This is a genomic window from Enterococcus sp. AZ101, assembly GCF_050499005.1.
Lineage (GTDB): Bacteria > Bacillota > Bacilli > Lactobacillales > Enterococcaceae > Enterococcus_L > Enterococcus_L ureilyticus.
In genome coordinates this window covers 1004562-1024238 of record NZ_JBMHEZ010000001.1, presented here as the reverse complement: position 1 = coordinate 1024238, position 19677 = coordinate 1004562, and the positions used below count along the sequence as shown (strand labels likewise).

Annotated in this window: 16 protein-coding genes; 4 read left to right on the top strand and 12 right to left on the bottom strand. The window is 35.9% G+C overall.

The annotated features are described in order from the left end of the window. Window position 1: 1 nt before the first annotated feature. The 5 genes from IGJ50_RS04755 to uvrB form a co-directional block, all read right to left on the bottom strand. The gene (locus IGJ50_RS04755) at window positions 2–1000 is read right to left on the bottom strand and encodes a gluconeogenesis factor YvcK family protein (protein ID WP_429949133.1); all 999 of its coding nucleotides are present in this window, start codon (window positions 998–1000) and stop codon (window positions 2–4) included. Then, a complete protein-coding gene (gene rapZ, locus IGJ50_RS04750; protein WP_429949132.1) occupies window positions 997–1881 on the bottom strand; it encodes an RNase adapter RapZ in 885 nt (294 codons plus the stop codon). Before rapZ ends, IGJ50_RS04755 begins: the two co-directional genes overlap by 4 nt. 430 nt (window positions 1882–2311) lie before the next feature. Next, window positions 2312–2518 carry a hypothetical protein gene (locus IGJ50_RS04745; protein WP_069639615.1) on the bottom strand — a complete coding sequence of 69 codons (207 nt, stop codon included), beginning with the start codon at window positions 2516–2518 and terminating at the stop codon, window positions 2312–2314. 433 nt (window positions 2519–2951) lie between these two features. Continuing rightward, on the bottom strand, window positions 2952–5768 hold the full coding sequence (gene uvrA / locus IGJ50_RS04740; RefSeq protein WP_429949130.1) for an excinuclease ABC subunit UvrA: 2817 nt from the start codon (window positions 5766–5768) through the stop codon (window positions 2952–2954). A 138-nt stretch (window positions 5769–5906) separates the two neighbouring features. Continuing rightward, a complete protein-coding gene (uvrB, locus tag IGJ50_RS04735; protein WP_069639613.1) occupies window positions 5907–7901 on the bottom strand; it encodes an excinuclease ABC subunit UvrB in 1995 nt (664 codons plus the stop codon). A 448-nt stretch (window positions 7902–8349) separates the two neighbouring features. Here uvrB and IGJ50_RS04730 point away from each other — a divergent pair, with 448 nt between their 5' ends. From IGJ50_RS04730 to IGJ50_RS04720, 3 genes are all read left to right on the top strand, one after another. Further along, window positions 8350–10497 carry an amino acid ABC transporter substrate-binding protein/permease gene (locus IGJ50_RS04730; RefSeq protein ID WP_429949128.1) on the top strand — a complete coding sequence of 716 codons (2148 nt, stop codon included), beginning with the start codon at window positions 8350–8352 and terminating at the stop codon, window positions 10495–10497. A 1-nt stretch (window position 10498) separates the two neighbouring features. Next, window positions 10499–11236 (top strand): amino acid ABC transporter ATP-binding protein, encoded by a 738-nt coding sequence (locus IGJ50_RS04725; protein WP_069639611.1) that lies wholly within the window; start codon window positions 10499–10501, stop codon window positions 11234–11236. Window positions 11237–11366: 130 nt separating this feature from the next. Next, window positions 11367–12470, top strand: a complete 1104-nt coding sequence (locus tag IGJ50_RS04720) for an SLC13 family permease (RefSeq protein ID WP_429949126.1) — start codon at window positions 11367–11369, stop codon at window positions 12468–12470. Window positions 12471–12525: 55 nt separating this feature from the next. Here IGJ50_RS04720 and IGJ50_RS04715 read toward each other — a convergent pair whose 3' ends face one another. Both IGJ50_RS04715 and IGJ50_RS04710 read right to left on the bottom strand, forming a co-directional pair. Further along, a complete protein-coding gene (locus IGJ50_RS04715; protein ID WP_069639609.1) occupies window positions 12526–13467 on the bottom strand; it encodes a rhodanese-related sulfurtransferase in 942 nt (313 codons plus the stop codon). A gap of 259 nt (window positions 13468–13726) precedes the next feature. Next, window positions 13727–14098, bottom strand: coding sequence for a VOC family protein (locus tag IGJ50_RS04710; protein ID WP_207120810.1), 372 nt, complete (start codon window positions 14096–14098; stop codon window positions 13727–13729). 108 nt (window positions 14099–14206) lie between these two features. Here IGJ50_RS04710 and IGJ50_RS04705 point away from each other — a divergent pair, with 108 nt between their 5' ends. Further along, the gene (locus tag IGJ50_RS04705) at window positions 14207–15016 is read left to right on the top strand and encodes an MBL fold metallo-hydrolase (RefSeq protein ID WP_069639607.1); all 810 of its coding nucleotides are present in this window, start codon (window positions 14207–14209) and stop codon (window positions 15014–15016) included. A 77-nt stretch (window positions 15017–15093) separates the two neighbouring features. Here the strand turns inward: IGJ50_RS04705 and IGJ50_RS04700 are convergent, their stop codons facing one another. The 5 genes from IGJ50_RS04700 to IGJ50_RS04680 all read right to left on the bottom strand — a co-directional run bounded on the left by IGJ50_RS04700 (window position 15094) and on the right by IGJ50_RS04680 (window position 19655). Further along, the gene (locus tag IGJ50_RS04700) at window positions 15094–16485 is read right to left on the bottom strand and encodes an L-cystine transporter (protein WP_069639606.1); all 1392 of its coding nucleotides are present in this window, start codon (window positions 16483–16485) and stop codon (window positions 15094–15096) included. Window positions 16486–16711: 226 nt separating this feature from the next. Next, window positions 16712–17098, bottom strand: coding sequence for a DUF1149 family protein (locus IGJ50_RS04695; protein WP_069639605.1), 387 nt, complete (start codon window positions 17096–17098; stop codon window positions 16712–16714). 133 nt (window positions 17099–17231) lie between these two features. Next, on the bottom strand, window positions 17232–18575 hold the full coding sequence (locus tag IGJ50_RS04690; RefSeq protein WP_429949124.1) for a PFL family protein: 1344 nt from the start codon (window positions 18573–18575) through the stop codon (window positions 17232–17234). Window positions 18576–18746: 171 nt separating this feature from the next. After that, window positions 18747–19016 (bottom strand): ACT domain-containing protein, encoded by a 270-nt coding sequence (locus tag IGJ50_RS04685; RefSeq protein WP_069639603.1) that lies wholly within the window; start codon window positions 19014–19016, stop codon window positions 18747–18749. Window positions 19017–19223: 207 nt separating this feature from the next. Then, window positions 19224–19655 carry a hypothetical protein gene (locus tag IGJ50_RS04680; RefSeq protein WP_069639602.1) on the bottom strand — a complete coding sequence of 144 codons (432 nt, stop codon included), beginning with the start codon at window positions 19653–19655 and terminating at the stop codon, window positions 19224–19226. Between the last annotated feature and the right edge of the window lie 22 nt (window positions 19656–19677).

Sequence of the window (19677 nt, the reverse complement as noted above, 5' to 3'; positions counted from 1 at the left end):
TTTAATATCTTGGGCCAAATACGATACGGAATAATTCATCTACAACCTTATCCCCGTCATGAAAAACACCGCCGTCACGTAATTTCAAGAAATCTGTCGAAATCACACGACAGCCTTCATCTCTCAAACGCTGAAAATCATGCTCCACCTGAACTAGATATTCATCATAAATCTCCGGATCCATATACCCATCAGGAACATTTTCAGTATTGACCAAAACAGTATCAACAAATTTACTTTTTAAGTGTTCATGTAAAACACAAACATGATCAGCATCAGTAAAATGTTCCGTTTCGCCCTTTTGAGTCATAATATTACAGATATAAACGACTTCTCCTTTTGCATTAATGATCGCATCTCCAATTTCATTGATCACTAAGTTAGGCAAAATACTTGTAAACATGCTACCTGGTCCTAACACGATCATATCTGCCTCTTCGATAGCCTTAACGACTTTCCTAGCAGCTTTTGGTTGCTCATTATCATTCGTGTTAGTCACAAAAACATGATCGATTGTTTTTCGATCAACTGCAATACTTGATTCTCCAACTGCGATAGTACCATCTTTGAAAACGGCATGAAGCGTCAATGGTCTTTCTGATGAAGGATAAATATGCCCGTCAACATGCATCATTTTTGAAAGTAGCTGAATCGCTTCATAGGTACTCCCCCGCATTTCTGAAACAGCCGCAATGATTAAATTGCCAATTGCATGATTAGCAAAATATTTATCTGATTGATCGAAACGATATTGAAAAATATCTTCATAAAGCTGAGGCATATCTGATAATGCGACCAAAACATTACGCAAATCACCAGGAGGCGTCATGTTCATCGATTCTCGGATTTCACCGCTGCTTCCTCCATCATCCGCTACAGTTACAACTGCTGTAATATCCGCACTTTGATTTCGTAGACTTTTTAAAATAACCGGTAAGCCTGTCCCTCCGCCAACAACAACAATCTTGGGTTTTCTAATCCGATAAGTTTTCATTTTCATGAGCGATTTACCGTCTCTTTCCGTTTTCCTTTATCACGATGGGTAATATTCACATGATATTCTTGCCCTAACTCCTTACCGACACGTTCAGTCAGTGCGACTGATCGATGTTGTCCACCAGTACATCCAATGGCAATCGTAATGCTTGATTTTCCTTCTTTTTCATAGCCTGGCATCACGTTTTTCAATAAGTCGATAAAACGAGTATAGAAGCTCTCTGTTTCAGGAAAACTCATCACATAATCATAGACAGATGAATCTTGTCCGGTCAATGGTTTTAATTCTGGAATATAATGAGGATTCGGTAAAAAACGGACATCCATCACAATATCTGCATCGATCGGTAAACCGTATTTGAATCCAAAAGAAACCAACTCTACACGGAATTCGTGCGTATCTCTAGATTTAAATTCACTATTGATTCTTTCACGTAGTTGTCTAGGAGATAAGCTGGTCGTATCTATTACAACTTGAGCATCGCCTTTGATTTCTTCAAGAATTGCCCGCTCTTTCCTGATTCCTTCGGTGATTAAACCATCCATCGCTAATGGGTGCGCACGACGAGTTTCTTTGTACCTAGAAACAAGCTCTTCATCCGTCGCATCTAGAAACATGATCGTAGTATCTATTAAATTCGTATTTTCTAATTCAACCAACATATCTTGAATCTCTCTAAAGAAATTACGGGAACGTAAATCAATCACAAGCGCAATTTTCGTTACTTTTCCAGATTCTTTGATCAACTCCCAAAACTTTGGAATCAAACTTGGTGGCATATTGTCGATACAAAAATACCCCATATCTTCAAAACTTTGAATAGCAACAGTTTTTCCTGCACCACTCATTCCAGTGATTATTACTAATTGTAGATTATCGACCATTTTTAGCACTCCTTAGGAAACATTTTATTAATTATAACATCCCGGGCGTATCAAAGAAAGCTTTTCATAACATTCTTATCTGTGATTCAGACTTTCTTACGAATTAATTGGTAGGCTATATTTTATTAAATTTCAACTTTTTTTCAAAAAATTCTTCTCTTCATTCATTTTCTTTTGTATCAATAATATTCATAACAAATATTTTTTAAATATATTTATAAACTACAAAAAAAGCGTAGAAGAAAACTAATCACTAGTTATCCTTCATACGCCAAATTGAAATGTGAAATAAAAAAATGATGCACTATCTTTAAAATTGTGAAACTTTAGAACTCTGCTTATATCTCAGTGTTCATCTATTTTTTGATATATATGATTACTTATTAGAAGCAATTTAATAAGAACAAACTTAAATTTGGAAAGATCAAAATTACGCGTCTTCAATGACATTAAAGTAGTCTAGGTTTAAAATGGGATCATCACAATTTATGACTGGACGATCTGTTGGGTGACATTTTATCACTCTTACTTGTACATCATCATCTTCTTTAGAGATGGCTTCTCCTACAAAAAACCAAGAAAAATCTGATCCATGACAAACATAATGTGCGCCAATTTTTACTTCTCTTTTTTCCAAGAAAAAATCATCCTTCCATACACTTTTTGTATTTATAGGATATCATGATTTTCAATAAATAATCATTCAACTTACGTATAGATTTTTCCTTTTTTTGACTATTTTTAGATTAAGATTATTAAAAAACATATTTTTTCTTTTGTTTTATTATTTTTCACTCATTTTTATTTATTTAATTGTTTTCTTTACCCTTTATACTTATTGAAATTTATTCTTTTGATAAAAAAAAACAACCTTAAATAATTCAGGCTGTTTTCTTTTGAACGGATTATTTATAGAAGGAAAGATATATACCAATTTGGTTGAACAATATATCTATCTGAGTGTGATTCTACTTCAAGGAACGAAAAAAATCAATAGCAACAGATAATTTTACTCTAATCTTCAAACTTTCTTAAAAAAGTGTTATTCCTTTCAGATAGAGTATACCATTTTATAAAACTCGTTTGAGGTATTTTCCAGTATAACTCGTTTTGACTTTAGCAATTTCTTCTGGTGTTCCTGTAGCAACGATTGTTCCACCACCGTCTCCACCTTCAGGACCTAAATCGATCACATGATCTGCCGATTTGATTACATCTAAGTTATGTTCAATAACAAGAACAGTATTTCCCGCTTCTACAAGTCTTTCTAGTACGACTAATAAACGAGCGATGTCATCTGTATGCAATCCTGTAGTTGGTTCATCTAAAATATAGAAATTTTTACCATTTGAATTTTTGTGAAGTTCACTTGCAAGCTTCATCCTCTGCGCCTCGCCACCCGACAATGTAGTTGCTGGTTGCCCTAATGTGACATAGCCTAATCCAACATCAACGATTGTTTTCAATTTCCGATGAATTTTAGGGATATGTTGAAAGAATTCTACTGCATCTTCAACTGTCAGCTCTAGAATATCAGAGATATTTTTCCCTTTATAATGAACTTCTAATGTTTCCGAATTGTAACGTTTTCCATGACAAACTTCACAGGGAACGTACACGTCAGGTAAAAAGTGCATTTCAATTTTAATAATTCCATCCCCGCGACACGCTTCGCAACGTCCACCTTTCACATTAAAACTAAAGCGCCCTTTTTTATAACCGCGAACTTTTGCTTCGTTCGTTTTTGCAAACAAATCACGAATATCATCAAACACACTTGTATATGTGGCTGGGTTACTTCGCGGTGTTCGTCCAATTGGGCTCTGATCAATATCAATGATTTTTTCGATATGCTTATAGCCTGTGATACTTTTATGTTTTCCAGGTTTATTGGAGTTCCGATTAATTTTTTGTGCTAGAGCCTTTTTTAGGATTTGATTTACTAAGGTACTTTTCCCAGATCCTGAAACCCCAGTGACTGCGATAAATTCCCCCAAAGGAAATTCTACTGTCACATTTTTTAAGTTATTTTCAGAAGCACCGGTAACTTTTATTTTCTTGCCATTCCCTTTACGACGTTCTTTCGGGACAGGAATAACTTTATTACCCGAAAGATATTGACCAGTTAGGGAATTGGGATTTTTAGCTACTTCATCTGGCGTACCAGAAGCTACGATTTCTCCCCCTAAATGTCCAGCACCTGGTCCGACATCAATCAAATAATCCGATGCACGCATTGTATCTTCATCATGTTCAACAACAATCAGCGTATTTCCCAAATCACGCATTTTTTTGAGTGATTCAATCAATCGATCATTGTCTCTTTGATGTAATCCAATCGAAGGTTCATCTAGAATATACAATACACCTGATAAATTGGAACCAATTTGTGTTGCTAAACGAATACGTTGCGCCTCACCACCAGACAATGTTCCAGCTGCCCTACTTAGAGTTAAATAATCCAACCCAACATTTTCCAAAAAGTTCAACCGATCTTTCACTTCTTTTAAGATTGGTTTAGCAATTATTTGCTCTTGATCAGATAGAGTAAGTGTTTCAAAAAACGCCACAGCATTTTTGATTGCCAACCCTGTAACTTGACCGATATTCGTGTTGTCGATTTTAACAGATAACGCTTGAGGATTTAAACGGTAACCAGAGCAGGTTTGACACATTAGTTCAGTCATATATAGCCGCATTTGTTCGCGAGTAAAATCACTATTGGTTTCGTGATAACGACGTTTGATATTTGTTAAGACCCCTTCAAAGGGGACTTCTACATCTCGTACTCCACCAAAATCATTTTCATAATGGAAATGAAACGGTTCCCCCTTTGACCCATTTAAAATAATATCTTGGTGTTCTTCGGGTAATTCACTAAATGGTGTATCCATATCTATATTAAAACTATCCGCTGCTTGTTCCAACATTTGCGGATAGTATTGAGAACTGATAGGGTTCCAAGGTGCAATTGCCCCTTCACGCAATGTTTTTGTTGGATCTGGAATGACTAAATCTCGATCGACTTCTAATTTTATCCCTAATCCATCACAGTCAGGGCAAGCGCCAAATGGAGCATTGAATGAAAATAATCTAGGTTCTAATTCACCTACTGTAAAGCCACAATAGGGACACGCATAGTGTTCGCTGAAAAGCATCTCTTCGCCATCAATCACATCTACCAAAGCATAACCATCCGCCAGACGCAGTGCTGCTTCAAAAGAATCAAATAAACGAGACCTGATCCCTTCTTTTACAACGATTCGGTCTATGACGATCGCAATGTCATGTTTTTTATTTTTTTCAAGTTCAGGAGCTTCTGTTACATCGTAGGTTTCTCCATCAACACGCATCCGAACATACCCTTCACGCTGAATCATTTCAAAAATCTTCTTATGTTGACCTTTTTTCTTAACGATCACAGGAGCCAATACCTGGAGTTTAGTTTTCTCAGGCAATTCTAAGACTTTATCGACCATTTGTTCAACAGATTGACTGGTGATTTCCGTTCCATCGTTAGGGCAAATGGGATGACCCACTCGAGCAAATAAGAGCCTTAAGTAATCATTGATTTCCGTTACAGTTCCTACTGTCGAACGGGGATTTTTACTGGTAGTTTTTTGATCAATCGAAATAGCGGGACTCAATCCATCAATACTATCTACATCAGGCTTATCCATTTGACCTAAAAATTGTCTGGCATATGCTGACAGACTCTCTACATATCGACGTTGACCTTCTGCATACAAGGTATCAAATGCCAATGAACTTTTCCCTGAACCAGATAAGCCAGTCACTACGACCATTTTATCACGAGGAATCGTAACATCTATGTCCTTTAAATTATGTGCGCGTGCGCCATGAATGACGATTTTATCATTTGCCATTACTACTCTCCTTTGCTGTGAAACACAGCGAGTATTATTTTGAGCGGATCTTGAACAGTGCGCTGAAAAAAAATCTGTTAATCCGCTCTCGTTCCTAATCCATGTTTTTTACCAATCAAATGAAGCAGTCACTATACTTTAATCTCCTGCTTTTAGTTCTAAGATCGTATCTCTTAGAGTCGCTGCTGTTTCAAAGTCTAAAGCTTTCGCAGCATCTCTCATTTCTTTCTCTAGCTTCATTAATAGATCGGCTTTTTCTTGACGAGTCAACTCGTGATAGGACTTGTCAATCTTGAATGTTTCACCTTTTTCATTTGTCTTAGAAATAGAGATCAACTCACGAATTTCTTTAATGATTGTTTTTGGTACAATACCATGTTCTTCATTGTATTTTTCTTGGATCGAACGGCGACGTGCTGTCTCATCCATTGCTTTTTGCATCGAATCAGTGATTTTGTCAGCATACATAATGACACGTCCATCTGAGTTACGAGCTGCTCGTCCGATTGTTTGGATCAATGAGCGCTCACTCCTTAAGAATCCTTCTTTATCTGCATCTAAAATCGCAATTAAAGAGACCTCAGGCACATCTAGTCCTTCACGAAGTAAATTGATCCCAATCAATACATCAAATTCTCCTAAACGTAAATCACGAATAATCTCCGTTCGTTCAAGCGTCTTGATATCACTGTGAAGATATTTTACTTTGATTCCTAACTCTTTTAGGTAATCGGTCAAATCTTCAGACATTTTCTTGGTTAGCGTTGTGATAAACACTCGTTGATCTTTTGCTACTCGCTCATGGATTTCACCAACTAAATCATCAATTTGTCCCATGATCGGACGTACTTCAATTAACGGATCTAAGAGCCCAGTCGGTCGGATGATCTGTGGAATCACCGTATCTGTCTGTTCATATTCGTACGGTCCAGGAGTGGCAGAAACATATACCACTTGATGGACATGTTTTTCAAATTCTTCTAATCGTAAAGGCCGATTATCCAAAGCACTAGGCAAACGGAAACCATAGTCCACCAACATTTGTTTTCTAGCACGGTCCCCATTGTACATCCCACGGATTTGCGGCATTGATACATGGGATTCATCAATCACAAGTAGAAAATCATCAGGGAAGAAGTCAATCAATGTGTACGGTGGCTCTCCCTCTGAGCGGCCATCCATATGACGAGAATAATTTTCGATACCAGATGTATAGCCCATTTCTCTCATCATCTCAATGTCATAATTTGTCCGTTGTTCCAAACGTTGTGCTTCCAATAATTTATTTTCGCTATGCAGTACCTTTAAACGAGCATCTAATTCTTCTTGGATTTGAGAAATCGCATGCTCCATATGATCTTCATTGGTAACAAAGTGAGTTGCTGGGAAAATCGCTACATGCTCCGTCTCGCCAATCACTTCACCTGTCAATGCATCAACTTCTCTAATACGCTCGATCTCATCTCCAAAAAATTCAACTCTTAAGGCATGATCATCTCTTGAAGCAGGAAAAATTTCCACCACGTCCCCTCGAACGCGAAAGCGACCACGTTGAAAATCAATATCGTTTCGCTCAAATTGAATATTAACGAGATCTGTTAATAACTGGCTTCGGTCCATTTCCATTCCAACTCGAATAGACACCACTTGCTCACTATATTCTTTAGGATCACCTAACCCAAAAATACATGAAACAGACGCCACCACGATTACATCATTTCTTTCTAACAATGAACTAGTTGCAGAATGACGCAATTTATCGATTTCATCATTGATGCTTGCATCTTTTTCTATATATGTATCACTTGAAGGAACATAGGCCTCTGGTTGGTAGTAGTCATAATAACTAACAAAATACTCGACCGCATTATTAGGGAAGAATTCTTTAAATTCTCCATAAAGCTGTCCAGCTAAGGTCTTATTATGGGCAATAACCAATGTTGGCTTGTTCACTTCCGTTATAACATTGGAGATCGTAAATGTTTTCCCGGTTCCTGTAGCACCTAACAAAATTTGTGCTTTTTCTCCGCCTTCGATACCTTCGACCAACTTCTTAATTGCTTCTGGTTGATCTCCATCCGGCTTATATTTTGATACTAAGTCAAATGTATTGGAGGTCTCTCTTTCTATCATTTAACATCCTCCTTTTATTTAATTATTGTTCTTTTTCTATAAAAATCTCACTTTAATATAAGCTAGTGATCCAGATAAGTGATAGTCTCGGGAGCTTATCAATTCAAAGCTTCGTTTTAAACAATAAGGATTTCACAAGGTACATTTAAAAAGAAACTCTTAAAATTATTTTAACATACCGAACATATTTTCGCTAGTTATAGAGCAGTTTGCGTATACGCATTTTTTGCTAATTTACATTTTATTTAATATTTTGTTTGCCTTTAAAGGATTATCTAGAACTAGAGCTTATTAGCCATTTATATTTATTTTCTACCGCAAAATGTCATATTTCATCACATCAGATGTGAGAAAATGAGTTTTTTTTGATTTTATCATAGTGAATGACTTGTGCTTTTGCCTTTTTTTACTATATAATTATCAAATATGCAAATATAGGAGGTATTTTATGAAAAGGAAACACTTTTTACTTTCATTCATTGTAATGATGGCAAGTCTACTGATATTCTCACTTGGGCAAAATGCTCAGGCTGAAGAAAAAACATATACTATAGGAACAGATTTGACTTTTGCTCCCTTTGAATTTCAAGATTCCAAAGGAGAATATGTGGGGATCGATGTTGATTTACTTCAAGCCATTGCGGATGATCAAGATTTTAAGGTGGATTTAAAACCGTTGGGCTTTGACAGTGCAATCCAAGCCGTACAATCGAAGCAAGTTGATGGTATGATTGCCGGAATGAGTATTACAGATGAACGCAAAAAATCTTTTGATTTTTCTGAACCTTATTTTGATAGTGGCTTACAAATGGCGGTCAAAAAAGGGAACAATACTATCAAAGATTATAACGACTTAAAAGGAAAGACTGTGGCTGCTAAAGTAGGAACAGAGAGTGCAACTTTCCTAGAAAAGAATCAAGAAAAATATGACTACACGATCAAAAACTTTGACGATGCTACCGGGCTTTATCAAGCACTTGAAAATGGTGAAGCTGATGCCATTTTTGATGACTACCCTGTTTTAGGCTATGCTATCACTAATGGGCAAAAACTTCAGCTAGTTGGTGAAAAAGAAAAAGGGAGTTCTTACGGTTTTGCTGTTAAGAAAGGACAAAATAAAGAATTAATTGAACAATTCAATGCTGGTCTCAAAGAGTTAAAAAATTCAGGTAAATACGATGAAATTGTAAGCAAGTATATTTCTACTGGAGCTGAATCTGATACAACAATGAAAAAGATCCAGCCAAAAAAAAAGTCATACGTGATTGCTAGTGATTCTACCTTCGCTCCATTCGAGTTTCAAAATGCAGATGGAAAATATGAAGGAATCGATGTTGATTTAGTAAATCGGATCGCTGAATTGCAAGATTTCAATATTGAATTTAAATTTATTGGCTTTAGCTCAGCTGTTCAAGCTGTTGAATCTGGGCAAGCAGATGCAATGATTGCAGGAATGACCATCACAGATGAACGTGAAAAATCATTTGACTTCTCAACGCCTTATTTCAATAGCGGTATTCAAATCGCTGTAAAAAAAGGCAATGACTCGATCCATTCTTATGAAGATTTAAAAGATAAAAAAGTTGGCGCAAAAATTGGAACAGAAAGTGCTGATTTCTTAGAAGCAAATAAAGATAAATATGATTATTCGATCAAATACCTTGATACAACTGACGCTTTATATAGTGCTCTTGAGATTGGTGAAATCGATGCTATGATGGATGATTATCCAGTAATCGGTTATGGTGTGGCACAAAAGCAACCACTGGAAACACCGATTCCTCGTGAAGAAGGCGGAAAGTACGGCTTCGCTGTTAAAAAAGATAAAAATCCAGAATTAATCGAAATGTTCAACGAAGGGTTGGCTGAGTTAAAACGAACTGGTGAATACGATGAAATTATCGGAAAATATGTAAAAGATGGTTCTTCAGAAAGTAAAGTCGATGAATCAACCTTTATGGGTATGATCCAAAACAATTGGAAACGTCTGTTGAGTGGTTTATGGATGACGATTCAATTGACCTTGATTTCATTTATTCTTGCATTGATCGTTGGTGTGATTTTGGGATTATTCAGTGCTTCACCCTCAAAAGCGTTACGTATCCTTTCAACGATTTATGTGGATATTATCCGAGGAATTCCTTTGATGGTCTTGGCGTTCTTCATTTACTTTGGCTTACCAGGAATCTTAGGTTTCAATATTCCAGTATTCTTAGCTGGGATCATTACGTTGACCTTAAATGCTAGTGCTTATATCTCTGAAATTGTACGAGGCGGGATCAATGCTGTACCTGTTGGTCAAATGGAAGCTTCACGTAGCTTAGGTCTTTCCTATAATCGGACAATGCAAAAAATCATTTTACCACAAGCAATCAAAATCATGATCCCATCGTTCGTCAATCAATTCGTTATCTCATTAAAAGATACAACGATACTTTCGGCAATCGGTTTGATTGAATTATTGCAAACTGGTAAAATCATCGTTGCAAGAAACTTACAAAGTACGATGGTTTACTTCGTCATCGCAATGATGTACTTGATTTTAATTACTGCCTTAACGAAATTAGCTAAAGTTTTGGAAAAGAAGGTGAAATAATATGGCGGAAAAAATTCTAGTAGAACATTTAGTAAAAAAATACGGTGATAATACCGTTTTAAATGATATTAATGTATCCATTCAAGAAGGCGATGTGGTTTGTGTAATTGGTCCTTCTGGTTCTGGTAAAAGTACTTTTCTTCGTTGTTTAAATCAATTGGAAGAAGCAACAAGCGGTGACATTATCATTGATGGTGCGAATCTAACAGACAAAAATACAAATATTAATAAAATTCGTCAACATATCGGAATGGTTTTCCAGCATTTTAATCTGTTCCCTCATTTATCTATCATGGAAAATATTACCTTAGCTCCAACAGATTTAGGACGCCTTTCTAAAAAAGAAGCCGAAGAAAAAGCCCTCAAGCTTTTAGATACAGTTGGCCTAGCTGATAAAAAAGATAGTTATCCTGAATCATTATCTGGCGGTCAAAAACAACGTGTCGCAATTGCTCGAGCTTTAGCAATGAATCCAGACATCATGCTGTTTGACGAACCTACTTCAGCACTTGATCCAGAAATGGTTGGTGATGTGCTAAATGTGATGAAAAAACTTGCTAAACAAGGAATGACAATGGTCATTGTGACACACGAAATGGGCTTCGCTAAAGAAGTGGCCAATCGCGTGATGTTTATCGATGGTGGGAATTTCTTAGAAGATGGAACGCCTCAACAAATCTTTGAAAATCCGCAAAATGAACGGACCAAAGATTTCTTGGATAAAGTTCTTAATATTTGATCACTTATGCTAAAATGGATCACTCAGACTATTGAGTGATCCATTTTGTTGCTAGAGAGGTTGCTTTGTTCTTGATATTTTAGATTTTTTGAAGTAAATTTGAACAGACTATCGAAAGGAGCATTGTTGAATGAAACGAATGATTACTTTTTTTACCGATGATTTATTATTTACGATTTCTTTTGTGATTGCGATTATTAGTCTTTATTTCGGTGCGTTTTCATTGAAAACAATCGATTTTAAAGTCATTTTTTGTTTATTTGGTTTGATGCTTTTTGTAAAGAATGTTGAGAATCTTGGCATTTTAACTTTTTTTGCAGAAAAAATGATTGATTTCTCGGCGACAACTCGTAGCCTGATCAGAAATATCGTCCTATTATCGTTCTTTAGTTCAATGCTTCTAACAAACGATGTCGCGATACTGACCTTGATGCCTATTTATTTAACGATCATCAAAAAATTTCCAACAATGACAGATAAAATTGCCGGTGCTGTATTGCTAATTGTTGCTGCTAATTTAGGGAGTAGTTTTTTTCCTTTTGGAAATCCGCAAAATCTTTTCTTGTTCTCTTACTACTCGCTTTCAACGGCTGAATTTTTTGTATGGGCATCTGTGCTGCTCGTTTCTTCGCTTTTATTTCTATTGCTCTCATTTCTATTTATAAAAAAAACAACGATTTCTAATCAAAATAGTTTCCTTCCAATCATCAATAAGAAAAAAACATTTTTTTTAAGTTTGATCGGTCTATTTATTCTTTTAGGTGTATTTAATATTTTTCCTTATTTCATTATCATTCCTATTGCTACACTCATCCTTATTTTCTATGATAAAAAGACGTTTAGCAGTGTTGACTATAAATTATTGGGGACGTTTGTTTTTTTCTTCATTGCTGTGGGAAACTTTTCTCAAGTAGAAATGATTTCAACTTTTATAAAAGAGCAATTTACAACGAATACGCGTACTTTTTTTGGAAGTATCCTCGTTAGTCAAATGATCAGTAATGTTCCAGCAGCTATTCTAATAGCGCCATTCACCGTTCAATCTCAAGCACTCTTTTGGGGCGTGAATGTAGGTGGCTTAGGTACGATCATTGCTTCATTAGCTAATTTAATTGGGTTCAAATTATATAAAAAGTACTATCCTTCTCAATCAAAGCAGTTTATTTTACAGTTTACTTTAATCAACTTCGTTTTCTTGTTGTTCTTTATGCTATTTTTTATTTTTTTATTGTAAAAAAAAGTCTAAGGAAAATGAATCAATCATTTTCCTTAGACTTTATAATAGTTGTTTAATTGGCAATTGCTTCAAGCCTAGCCTTCACGTCTTGTTCTGAAAGTTCATTTCTCATCACATAACGATTCGCAGGATGATGGCGACATTCGTCTGAACAACTACCAAGATATTTTGCTTCGTTTTCTTCTGAAGCTAATATTTGTTTATTACAGAATGGGTTGGCACAATTAATGTAACGCTCACAAGGGCTACCATCAAACCAATCTTTTCCAATGATTTTTTTATCAACATGATTGATTTCAACACTAATACGTTCATCAAATACGTACATTTTACCATCCCAAAGCTCACCTCTTGTCTCGGGATCTTTTCCGTAGACCGCAATCCCACCATGAAGTTGTGCAACATCTTCAAAGCCTTCTTTTAATAACCAACCCGAAAATTTCTCACAACGAATGCCACCCGTGCAATAAGTCACAACTTTTTTATCCATAAATTGTTCTTTGTTTTCTCTGATCCATTGTGGTAATTCTCTAAAATTACGAATATCTGGGCGAACTGCACCTCTAAAGTGACCTAAGTCATATTCATAATCATTTCTAGCATCGATCACAACTGTATCTTCATCAAGTAATGCTTCTTTAAATTCAGCTGGTTCTAAATATTTCCCAGTTATTTCTAAAGGATTGACATCTTCCTCTAAGTTCAAAGAAACTAATTCTTTTCTAGGACGGACAAACATTTTATGAAAGGCATTTTCTGGCACTTCATCAATTTTGAAGTACGTATCTTTAAAACGCTCATCTGCTAACATCGCTTCCATATATGCATCTGTATCAGCAATCGTTCCTGAAAGTGTGCCATTGATTCCTTCTGTTGCGACTAGAATTCTGCCTTTTAGATTTAGCGATTTACAAAAATCTAAATGCTCCTTTGCAAATTCTTCAGGGTTTTCAATCGTCGTATATTTATAATAAAGTAATACGCGGTAATCCATTTTATCTTTCTCCTTTTTCTAAGAAACTGTTTTGCTATCTCCATAATAACTGTACAATCCCTGTTTTTTTCTTCATACATATTTAGTATATAAAAAAACAAATAAAAAAAGCGAGCTATTTGCTTGTGGAGTAATGCACATATAGAGGTGAACTTTTTTACTTCGCACTATCACCTCTTAAATTCATTATGTTTCAAAATAAAACGACCTAAGCTTTCTAAAAAAAGAAAAGCTCAGGTCGTTCATTTAAATAGGTTCCTTATTGTCCAGACACCGCAAAATAATTCTCATCATTATCAGCAAAGTTAAAAACTAATCCAGTAGGTAATTGCACTAATTCCCCTACTCGCACACCAGCATCTTTCATTTTTTTGTATAATTCTATTACATTATCCGCAAAAAACATCAATGATGGTGTATTCCCAGCAACCTCAGGTGAGTGCTGTTGAATAAATTCTAAATCGTATAAGACAATCATTGTTTCTGCCGTTTCACTTGGTGCAATCTCTACAACTAAGGTACCGTCAACTGCATCTCTTTCTTTTTCTACAAAACCAATTTTTTGCCAAAATCTACTTGATTCCTCTACATTGGTTACATATAACATAATTTTGATTTGATTTGTAAACATTATTTGACTCCTCTTCTTAGGTCATAGTTCTATCTTTCTATTATATACTTTCCATCATAGCTTATGGTATGATTTATGAAAATAATTTTGCTTCAAGAAGGAGAAAAAATGAAATTAACTGTTTTGGTGGATAATAATGTTTACATCGATCATTATTACTATGGAGAACCTGCTCTATCATTTTACATCGAAGATGGTGAGGACAAAATTCTTTTCGATACTGGTTATAGTGACATCTTTTTGAAAAATGCAGCTGGATTAGGAATTGACTTGAGTCAAGTAACAAAGTTGGCTCTCTCACATGGGCACAATGATCATACTGGCGGTCTAAGCATCATTTCTGATATCTTCACAAAACAAAAACCTGAAATTGTTGCACACCCACTAGCTTTTTTCCCGAAAAAAGAAGAAGATGTAGTAATTGGATCAGCGGTTACGTTAAGCGAACTCAAAGAAAACTATCGCGTGCGTCTTACAAAAGAACCAATAAAAATTTCTAAAAACATCACATTCTTGGGAGAAATACCCGAACTTGTCAACTTTGAACCGCGCAAACAAGTGGGGGAAACAAAAATCTCACAGAGCTATACACCTGATTATGTTTTAGATGATTCTGCTTTGGTTTTTGAAGGACAAGACGGAATTTTTGTTATTACTGGATGCTCTCACAGTGGAATTAGTAATATCTGTGAATATGCGAAACAAGTTACTGGGACTCAAACAATTAAAGGTGTGATTGGCGGTTTTCATTTGTTTGACATCAATGAACAACTAGAACAAACGATTCGTTATTTCCAGGAAAATCATATTACTTCTCTCTACCCCTGTCACTGTGTTTCTTTCCATGCTAAAGCGAAAATACAGTCTCAACTGCCGATCGAAGAAGTCGGTGTTGGTCTACATATCGAATGGTATTAAAAAAGAAGGTAAGAGCTCTATAGCTTTTACCTTCTTTTTATTTTAAACTCTATTGGGGAAGAGAAGTGGATCACTCTTTAAACATTTTCTTCAATGACTAAACTGCTATCATTCAAGACATCACGGTCTAACTCTTTGATTCGTGAACTCGTCACGATTCCTGCTACCATACTGTCGCTGACATTAACAGCCGTTCTAGCCATATCGATCAATGGTTCTACAGAAATCACCAAACCAACGATCGCTACAGGTAAGTTCATTGCGCCTAATACGATCAACGAAGCAAACGTTGCCCCGCCACCGACACCTGCTACACCAAACGAACTAATCGTTACAATTGCAACTAGCATCAAGATAAATTCTAAACTAAAGACATTAATTCCCACAGTTGGTGCAACTATAGTAGCCAGCATAGCAGGATAAACGCCTGCACAGCCGTTTTGACCAATTGACATACCAAAACTTGCAGCGAAATTCGCTGTGGCATCATCAACACCTAAAGCTTTTGTTTGTGTTTCAATATTTAAAGGCATTGCTCCTGCACTTGATCTTGATGTAAAAGCAAAACTCAACACTGGAAACGATTTTTTCAAATAGTTTACAGGGTTTACTTTGACTGCCATTAAGATTATTAAGTGAACCAACATTACAATGATTAATGCGGTGTAGGAAGCTAATACAAATTTTCCTAAATTAAGGATTGCATTATAGTCACTTGTCGCAACAACATTGGTCATCAATGCTAAAACCCCATAAGGTGTTAAACGTAAAACCAATGTCACGATTCGCATCGTGATTTTATAAAGACTGTCGATCAAGTTTGCAAAAAATTCTGCTTCTTTTGGTGCTTTTCTTTTAATACCTAAATAGGCAATCCCAACGAATGCGGCAAAAATAACCACGCCAATCGTACTTGTTGGACGGGTGCCAGCAAAATCCGCGAAAATATTTTTAGGAATAAAAGATAAAATTTGTTGAGGAATCGATAGGTTTTCAACGGTTTCCTGTCGAGTTGCAAGTTCTGCGATCCGTGCCGTTTCTACCGTTCCTTCTGTAAATTTTGCGCCTTGTAGCCCAAATAATAAGGTTGTTCCGATTCCAACTAAAGCGGCTATAGCTGTTGTCCCTAACAAGGTTGCTAGGACGGTAAAGCTAATTTTCCCAACTTGCTTGGATTCTTTCATTTTAGTAAATGCTCCTACGATCGAAACAAAAACTAAGGGGATTACGAGCATTTGTAAAAATGCTACATATCCATTACCTACAATACTGATCCATTCCATTGCTTGCGTTGTGATTTTATCTTGTGTACCGAATGCGAATTGAATAATTGCACCTAATACAATACCAACACCTAATGCGGCAAAAACACGCGTTGAAAATTTATAGTGTTTTTTCTGCATCCGATAAAAGACGTATAACACTGCAAGAAAAGTAAGGACCACTAAAACAGTGATGAGTGTTGTCATTTTTTTCCCTCCTGTAATTTAGTTTAAATGACAAGTCCATCAAAGGAAGTAAAGGTTCCCGGAAATCATTCTTCAATGATTCCCCTAAAAATAAAGAAGCTCATTTTCAGTGATGTTCTTATTGTAACTGATTTAATGGGCCAAGGGGTATTATTTTGTTTCTATAATGATAGAAAAAAGAGTTTGTGATAGTTTAAAACTATCACAAACTCTTTTCGCTATTTTGTTATTCAGCTGCTGATTGGAAATTTAACTGGATTCCTGGTTTATCAAGGGCAATTTCAGTAATTTCATATGCCATACGTTGCACAATGCTAAATAATGGGCTTACTAACTCGTCTACTTCTTCTTGAGAGATATCTTCTTGGTTTTCAATTTTATGATTGATCACATGATTGATTTGGCTAACTGAACCTGACAAAATATATTCCTCAAAAATTAAGCGAAACTCTAAGCGCGCTGCAATGATCGAGTTTTCTTTTGGATAGTTTTCATCCGTTGATTCAATTGGTGAAAAACCAACTCTAAGATCTGTTTCTACCTCTCCCATATCTTCTGTACGCATGTCGTAATGAAAAGCTTCTACGACTTCTTGTTGACGTTTTATTTCCATTAATTAAAATCTCCTTTTTTAAGTCCAATAATTATTTTTTCTATTTTGTTATGTCTGAAAACACAATAATCAAGCTACTGTTTTATTATACCATACATCTTTTTATCACCAATACTTAGATACTCATTTTAATCTAATTTTTAAACGAGTGGATTGGAGCTGGTATTCTTCCCCCACGTAAAATGAAGTCTGTCGAAGCATAGTCATTCACTTTCATAACGGGTGCTCGACCTAATAAACCGCCAAATTCTACCATGTCACCAACTTTTGTTCCTTTTGCCGGTATGATTCGCACTGCTGTCGTTTTGTGGTTGATCACACCAATTGCTGCTTCATCAGCGATCATTGCGGCAATTGTCTCAGCAGACGTTTCTCCTGGTATAGCAATCATATCTAGACCAACAGAGCAGATTGCTGTCATCGCTTCTAATTTTTCCAAATTTAATGCGCCATTATTGACCGCATCGATCATTCCAGCATCTTCTGAAACCGGTATAAAGGCACCAGATAGCCCTCCAACATGGTTACAAGCCATTACACCGCCTTTTTTCACTGCGTCATTCAATAAAGCTAATGCTGCAGTTGTTCCATGCGTTCCCACACTTTCTAAACCCATCTCTTCTAAAATATAGGCTACACTATCCCCCACTGCAGGCGTTGGTGCCAAAGATAAATCTACGATTCCAAATGGAACATTTAAACGTTCGGATGCTATTTTCCCAACTAGTTGACCCATTCTAGTAATTTTAAAGGCCGTTTGTTTTACAACTTCAGCAACAATATCAAATGGTTCCCCTTTGACCTTTTCTAGCGCTCTTTTGACTACACCAGGTCCACTAACACCGACATTGATTACGCAATCAGCCTCACCAACACCATGAAATGCCCCTGCCATAAATGGATTATCTTCTACTGCATTTGCAAAAACAACTAATTTTGCGCAGCCCATATCAGATTTTGCTGCCGTTTCTTTGATGACATAGCCCATATGACGAACTGCATCCATATTGATTCCGGCTTTCGTTGAGCCAATATTAACTGAAGAACAGACAAACTCTGTTTCAGCTAATGCTTGAGGAATTGAATTGATTAAAATGTCATCACCGTGTTGGTAGCCTTTTTCAACTAGCGCACTAAATCCCCCAATAAAGTTCACACCAACTGCTTGAGACGCTTTATCGAGTGCTTTAGCATATTTAACGTAATCAGTATCTGAACTAGCAGCTGCAACGATTCCGATTGGTGTTACGGAAATGCGTTTGTTGATGATTGGAATGCCATATTCCGATTCGATTTCTTCTCCAACTTTAACTAAATTTTTAGCTAAACGGGTGATTTTATCATAAATCTTTTGGCAAGCTCGATCACTGTCACTGTCAATACAATCTAACAACGAAATACCCATTGTGATCGTTCTGATATCCAAATTTTCTTCTTCAATCATACGAATTGTTTCTAAAATTTGATTTGTTTCCAAAGTAGTTCCTCCCGAATTTGAAAGCTACACAGGCTCGTTTAGAGAATAATCTGTGTAGCCATAGTTTAGTATGAAACACTGAACAAGTTCGCTCAGCCTTGCCTGACGACAATCAGCTTTTAGCTTTTTTTAAATGGTCAGACGGAAAATTAGAGAATACAATATTCTATATTATAGTTTGTGCATTACATTGAAAATTTCTTCATTTTGAATACTGATTGTCACACCTAACTTTTCCCCTAATGCATTTAGTTCAGCCCGAATCTTTTCTAAGTTATTATTCTCTTTTGAAATTTCTAATACCATCATCATCGTAAAATAACTATCCATGATTGTTTGACTAACATCAATGATGTTCATATCCAGTTCTGCTAATTTTTGACTAACACCAGCAATGATTCCTACCTTATCCTTACCGATAACTGTTAAAACTGCACGCATGTAATTTCCTCCTAATTTAAACGCTTGATAACAAAAAAGCCATAAATTCAGCTTTTAAAGCAGCATAAGTTTTTCCTATTATATCATAATTAGTTCAATTATTAACGGAAAATCAGAACAAAATACTTTAGAAATATCTTATTGTTCGCTTTTCAAAATAAATGAAAAGAACCCCTGAGATTTAACAAAAACTCTCAGAAGTTATTTTTAAACTATTCTATTGAATTGTTCTTTACACGTTGAACATGTGACTTTTATTTTCCCTTTTCCTTTCGGTGCTCGTAATTGTTGTTTACACTTTGGACACTTAAAAAAGGTATAGATTTTACGCTCTTTGAATTTTTCTTTGACAGTCGCAAATCGAGATTTTAACTGTTGCATTTTTAAAACATAACGAGTATTTTCATTTGAACGTTGATAAATTCTTTTTGAGAAAAATCGATAGTTTAGCCACAGTAAAAGACCAGCTGCCAACCAACTTGCTATTGAAGTCGGTAAAAATAAGTTAAGCAGTATTAAGACGAAGCTTCCCTTCATCAAGGTACTATTCAGTTGATCCATGCGCGCATATCTGCCCTTTAATAACTTTTGAAGCTGTGCATTCCAACGAAGTAATCGCTCAAGCCAAATTTGTCTCATATGATCCCTCTTTCCCTTGCTA

Bases quoted from the DNA above. Each gene is read 5' to 3' on its own strand.
- IGJ50_RS04710 (WP_207120810.1), bottom strand. From the start codon at position 14,098: ATGTTTACAAATCAAATCAAAATTATGTTATATGTAACCAATGTAGAG.
- IGJ50_RS04705 (WP_069639607.1), top strand. From the start codon at position 14,207: ATGAAATTAACTGTTTTGGTGGATAATAATGTTTACATCGATCATTAT.
- IGJ50_RS04720 (WP_429949126.1), top strand. From the start codon at position 11,367: ATGAAACGAATGATTACTTTTTTTACCGATGATTTATTATTTACGATT.
- IGJ50_RS04725 (WP_069639611.1), top strand. From the start codon at position 10,499: ATGGCGGAAAAAATTCTAGTAGAACATTTAGTAAAAAAATACGGTGAT.
- IGJ50_RS04680 (WP_069639602.1), bottom strand. From the start codon at position 19,655: ATGAGACAAATTTGGCTTGAGCGATTACTTCGTTGGAATGCACAGCTT.
- IGJ50_RS04695 (WP_069639605.1), bottom strand. From the start codon at position 17,098: ATGGAAATAAAACGTCAACAAGAAGTCGTAGAAGCTTTTCATTACGAC.
- IGJ50_RS04755 (WP_429949133.1), bottom strand. From the start codon at position 1,000: ATGAAAATGAAAACTTATCGGATTAGAAAACCCAAGATTGTTGTTGTT.
- IGJ50_RS04730 (WP_429949128.1), top strand. From the start codon at position 8,350: ATGAAAAGGAAACACTTTTTACTTTCATTCATTGTAATGATGGCAAGT.
- IGJ50_RS04685 (WP_069639603.1), bottom strand. From the start codon at position 19,016: ATGCGTGCAGTTTTAACAGTTATCGGTAAGGATAAGGTAGGAATCATT.
- IGJ50_RS04700 (WP_069639606.1), bottom strand. From the start codon at position 16,485: ATGACAACACTCATCACTGTTTTAGTGGTCCTTACTTTTCTTGCAGTG.
- rapZ (WP_429949132.1), bottom strand. From the start codon at position 1,881: ATGGTCGATAATCTACAATTAGTAATAATCACTGGAATGAGTGGTGCA.
- uvrA (WP_429949130.1), bottom strand. From the start codon at position 5,768: ATGGCAAATGATAAAATCGTCATTCATGGCGCACGCGCACATAATTTA.
- uvrB (WP_069639613.1), bottom strand. From the start codon at position 7,901: ATGATAGAAAGAGAGACCTCCAATACATTTGACTTAGTATCAAAATAT.
- IGJ50_RS04715 (WP_069639609.1), bottom strand. From the start codon at position 13,467: ATGGATTACCGCGTATTACTTTATTATAAATATACGACGATTGAAAAC.